Below are 5,072 nucleotides of genomic sequence, written 5' to 3' on the forward strand. Positions count from 1 at the left end.
CGTGCCGGGCAACGCGTGGTGGTTCCGCTTGGAACCCGTCGGGCGACCGGTATCGTGATCGAGCCGGTGGCACAAGCAGCGCCGGGGTTCAAGGTTCGCGAAATTCTGGGCGCGGTCGATCCCGAGCCACTCCTTTCTCCCGAGTTGCTCACCCTCGGGTTGTGGATGGCAGAGTACTACGTGGCGCCGGTGGGCGAGGTTTTCCGCGCGATGCTCCCCCTGCGCGCCACGACTCGCCGCGTCCGCTTTATTTCGTTGACGGATCGGGGCCGCGAGCAACTCCAACACCTTGAATCCGGTTTGTTGGAAGAAATTCGCGGGGGCGACGAGGCAAAGTTCCTCCGCTACCTGGCTGACCAGGAGGGGCAATCAGCAGGCACCGCGTTCGAAAGCATCCAGCGGAGGTTCACGGGTGTTTCCACCGGACTGATCACCCGTGCCGTCGCGGAGGGATGGGTCGCAATCTCCGAACTGGAGCGCGACCGAGGGGCACGGAAAGTTTTCGCCGTGCGATTGGCGGGACCTCTGCCGGAACACCTGCCGCGCCTTTCACCGGTGGCGCGAAGGATTCTGGAGGCTCTCGAACAGCGCGGCGAGGTGGTGGATCATCGGGAACTTCTAAAGGCGGCTCGCGGAGGCCTGTCGCATTTGAAGAAGCTCAGTGAGGCCGGTCTGCTCGAACTTGGTGAGCCCAGGAATTATCCCGAGCACTCGATTTCTGAGAAACCCACTGGCCTCGAGGTGACACCCTCGCAGGCATCAGTCCTAAGTGAACTCACTACGCTTCTCGACACACGCCGGTTCAATGCTGCCCTGCTGTACGGAGTCACCGCAAGCGGAAAGACCGAGATTTATCTCCGCCTTATCGCTCGCTGTCTCGAGCAAGGGCGCACGGCCCTGATGCTGGTCCCCGAAATTTCCTTGACTCCGTCGGTGCAGTCAGAGTTCTACGCGCGATTTGGAAGTCAGGTCGCCGTCCTGCACAGTGGGTTGAGCGAAACGGAGCGCCACGAGTCCTGGTGGCGGGCTCGTCGAAGCGAGGCGAAGGTGGTCCTCGGAACGCGCTCGGCAGTCTTTGCGCCGCTGACGGACCTGGGCGTGGTGATTGTCGACGAGGAACACGACGCCAGTTACAAGCAGGAGGAAACACCGCGCTATCACGGCCGAGACGGCGCGGTGGTGCGTGCGCGATTGGCGCAGGCATTGGTGGTGTTGGGCTCGGCCACGCCCTCGCTCGAATCCTATTGGAATGCCCGCGAGGGGAAATATCACCTTCTAAAATTGGAGGAGCGAATCGCGGGCCGCTCGCTGGCTTCCGTCGAGATCGTGGACATGCGGCAGGAGTTCCGCGAGACTCATACCCAGGTACCGATCTCGCGCCGGCTCAAGGGGGAGATTGACGCGCAGCTCCAATCCGGCGCACAAACCATGATTCTCCTCAACCGGCGTGGCTATTCCTGGTTCCTGCTTTGTCGGAGCTGCGGGGAAACCAACCGTTGCGTGAACTGCTCTATTTCCCTAACGTATCATCGCCGCGAGCATAAGTTGATCTGCCATTATTGCGGCTACACAGCCACCGTGCCCTCCCATTGCACGACCTGCGGCAGCGAGTACCTGCACTACGTGGGCGAAGGAACAGAAAAGTTGGAGGCCAAAATCGCGGAGACCTTTCCCCTCGTCGACGACGATCCGGAGCTGCAGCGGCTCGCTGGACAGGATCTGCCGGAGGCGCTCGATCAGCTTCAGCGTCTCCTGGTACTCGTCCACGATCTTCTGCCGCTCGAGCCCGGTGAGCCTCTGGAGCCGCATCTCCAGGATCGCCTGGGCCTGGATCTCCGAGAACCCGAAGCGGAGCTTCAAGGCTTCCTTAGCCTCCGGCGGCGTCTTCGACCCGCGGATCGTCTCGATCACCTCGTCCAGGTGGTCGATGGCCAGCTTGAGCCCCTCGAGGATGTGGGCCCGCTCCTCCGCCTTCCGCAGGTCGAACTGGGTCCTCCGGACCACCACCTCCCGGCGGAAGTCCACGAAGTGCCGGAGCATGTCCTTGAGGGGCAGGACCTGCGGCCGGTTGTGGACGATGGCGAGGCTGATGACGCCGAATCCCACCTGGAGCTTGGTGAACTTGTAGAGGTTGTTTAGGATGACCCCGGGCGTCTCGTCGCGCTTCAGCTCGAGGACCACGCGGATGCCGTCCCGGTCCGACTCGTCGCGGATGTCGCTGATCCCCTCCATCCGCTTGTCGCGCACCAGGCCCGCGATCTCCTCGATGAGCATCGCCTTGTTGACCTGGTACGGCAGCTCGGTGATGACGATCGCCTGCCGGTCCTTTCGGATCTCCTCGACCACCGCCCGGCCCCGGATCCGGATGTGCCCGCGTCCGGTGGCGTACGCCTGGCGGATTCCTTCGATCCCGTAGATGAATCCCGAGGTGGGAAAGTCGGGGCCGGGGAGGACCTCCATCAACTCGTCCAGCTCGACCTCGGGGTTCTCGACGAGGAGCCGGATCGCGTCGGCCACCTCTCCGAGGTTGTGGGGCGGGATGTTGGTCGCCATCCCCACCGCGATCCCCGCCGACCCGTTCACCAGGAGGTTCGGGAACGCCGCCGGCAGGACCAGCGGCTCCCGCTCCGAGCCGTCGTAGTTCGGGGCGAAGTTCACCGTCTCCTTCTCGATGTCCCGGAGCATCTCGTGCGCCAGGCGGTCGAGGCGGATCTCGGTGTAGCGCATGGCGGCGGGTGGATCCCCGTCCACCGATCCGAAGTTCCCCTGCCCATCCACCAGCGGGTAGCGCATGGAGAAGTCCTGCGCCAGCCGCACGATGGTGTCGTAGACCGCCTGGTCACCGTGGGGGTGGTACTTGCCGATCACGGTGCCGACGGTTCGGGCCGACTTCCGGTACGGCTTGTCCGCGGCGTTCCCGGTGTCGTGCATCGCGAACAGGACGCGGCGGTGGACCGGCTTCAAGCCGTCACGGACGTCGGGGAGCGCCCGCCCGATGATCACGCTCATGGCGTAATCGAGGTAGGAGCGCTTCATCTCCTCTTCGATGTTGATCGGGATCCGGTTCTCGGCGGCTTCCATCTCAGATGTCCAGGTTCTTCACGTCCAGGGCGTTTTCCTCGATGAAGAGGCGGCGCGGCTCGACCGCGTCGCCCATCAGCACCGAGAAGAGCATGTCCGCCTCGGCCGAGTCCTCCACGCGGACCTGGAGGACGCTGCGGCGACCCGGGTCCATGGTGGTCTCCCAGAGCTGTTCCGGGTTCATCTCTCCCAGCCCCTTGTACCGCTGGATCCCGAGACCCTTCTTCCCGTCGTCCATCAGGTGGTGCAGGAACGCCTCCTTCGAGTCGAGCCGGGTCTCCCCGTCCTTGTGGCTCACCACGACGGGCGGGGGGGACACCAGGGACACCTGCGGGAGGAGGCGGCGGAGCTGCCTCATCTCCACCGCCTGCGCCAGCTCGAGGTTGACCCGGACCTCCCGCTGGCCGCGGGCGACCTCGCGCAACTCCAGCTCGAAGAGGCCGTGCTCCTCGTCCCGGTCCGTCGAGAGGACCTGGTGGCCGAGCGCCTCGACGCGAGCCGAGAAGATCTCGAGCTTGTCGCGCGTCTCGAAGTCGGCTCGCTCGGCGAGGCCGCACTCGAGCATCGCCTCCGCCACGTCGCGCCCCACCCCGAGACGCTCCACGGCGCCGAGGTAGTGATCCCAGTCGATGAGGGCGTTGAGCAGGCGGAGCAGCTCCTTCCCGGCGAACGTCCGCCCGGTCGCCGGCACCGACACGGTCCTGTTCTCGATCGCCTTGCGGACCACGTAGGCGGATAGCTCCTTGTCGTTGGCGAGGTAATGCTCGTCCTTCCCCTTGGAGACCTTGTACAGCGGGGGCTGCGCGATGAAGATATGCCCCTTCTCGACCAGCGCGCGCATCTGCCGGTAGAAGAACGTCAGGAGCAGCGTGCGGATGTGCGAGCCGTCCACGTCCGCGTCGGTCATGATCAGGACCCGGCCGTAGCGGAGCTTCGCCAGGTCGAACTCGTCCTCGCCGATCCCCGTCCCGAGTGCGGCGATCAAGGTCCGGATCTCCTCGTGGGCGAGCATCTTGTCGAATCGCGCCCGCTCGACGTTGAGGATCTTCCCGCGGAGGGGGAGGATCGCCTGGAACCGCCGGTCGCGCCCCTGCTTCGCGGAGCCACCCGCGGAGTCGCCCTCCACCAGGAACAGCTCGCACAGGGCCGGGTCGCGCTCTTGGCAATCGGCGAGCTTCCCGGGGAGCGATCCCGACTCGAGCGCCCCCTTCCGGCGCGTCAGCTCCCGCGCCCGGCGGGCCGCCTCGCGCGCGCGGGCGGCCTCGACCGTCTTGAGGATGATCTTCCTCGCCACCTGCGGGTGCTGCTCGAGCCAGGCGCCGAGGCGGTCGTTGACCAGCGCCTCGACCTGCCCCTTGACCTCGGAATTTCCCAGCTTGGTCTTGGTCTGCCCCTCGAACTGCGGCTTCGGGATCTTCACCGCGATCACCGCGGTCAAACCTTCCCGGCAGTCCTCCCCTGAGAGCGCGATGTCCTTGGCGTCCTTCCCGAGATTCGCCTTGGCCAGGTAGTTGTTCACGGTCCGGGTCAGCGCGGCCTTGAAGCCGACGAGATGGGTCCCTCCCTCCACGGTGTTGATCGAGTTCGCGAACGCGTAGACCGTCTCGTTGTAGGAGTCGTTCCACTGCATCGCGATCTCGAGCTGGACGCCGTTCTCGTCCGCCTCGAGATAGATCGGCGGCGCGTGGAGGACCTGCCGCGCCCTGTCGAGGTGCTGGACGAACTCGATGATCCCGCCCTCGTAGTGGAACGCGGTCTCGCGCACCTTCTCCGCGCGCTCGTCCTTGAGCACGATGCGCAGACCGCGGTTCAGGAACGCGAGCTCCCGGAGCCGCTGGGCGAGGGTGTCGTGGGAGAAGACGAGGTCCTCGAAGATCTGCGGGTCCGGCACGAACGTGATCTTCGTGCCGCGGCGCTTCGAGACGCCGGTGCGGCGGAACTCGGTGGCCGGCTTGCCGCGCTCGAATTCCTGCTGGTAGGTCGCCCCGTCC

At 65.5% G+C, this 5,072-nt stretch carries 2 protein-coding genes; one reads left to right on the forward strand and one right to left on the reverse strand.

Going from position 1 to position 5,072, the window contains the following annotated elements; all coding sequences use genetic code 11:
- Positions 1 to 2,139: primosomal protein N' (gene priA / locus LAO51_19940; protein ID MBZ5641017.1), on the forward strand; the 2,139-nt coding region annotated here is incomplete at its 5' end.
- Positions 2,140 to 3,082: 943 nt separating this feature from the next.
- On the opposite strand, the gene LAO51_19945 is transcribed toward priA, so the two are convergent.
- On the reverse strand, positions 3,083 to 5,072 hold a 1,990-nt coding region (locus LAO51_19945), incomplete at its 5' end, for a DNA gyrase subunit B (protein ID MBZ5641018.1).

Source organism: Terriglobia bacterium (assembly GCA_020073205.1).
In the GTDB taxonomy this organism is placed as follows: Bacteria; Acidobacteriota; Polarisedimenticolia; order Polarisedimenticolales; family JAIQFR01; genus JAIQFR01.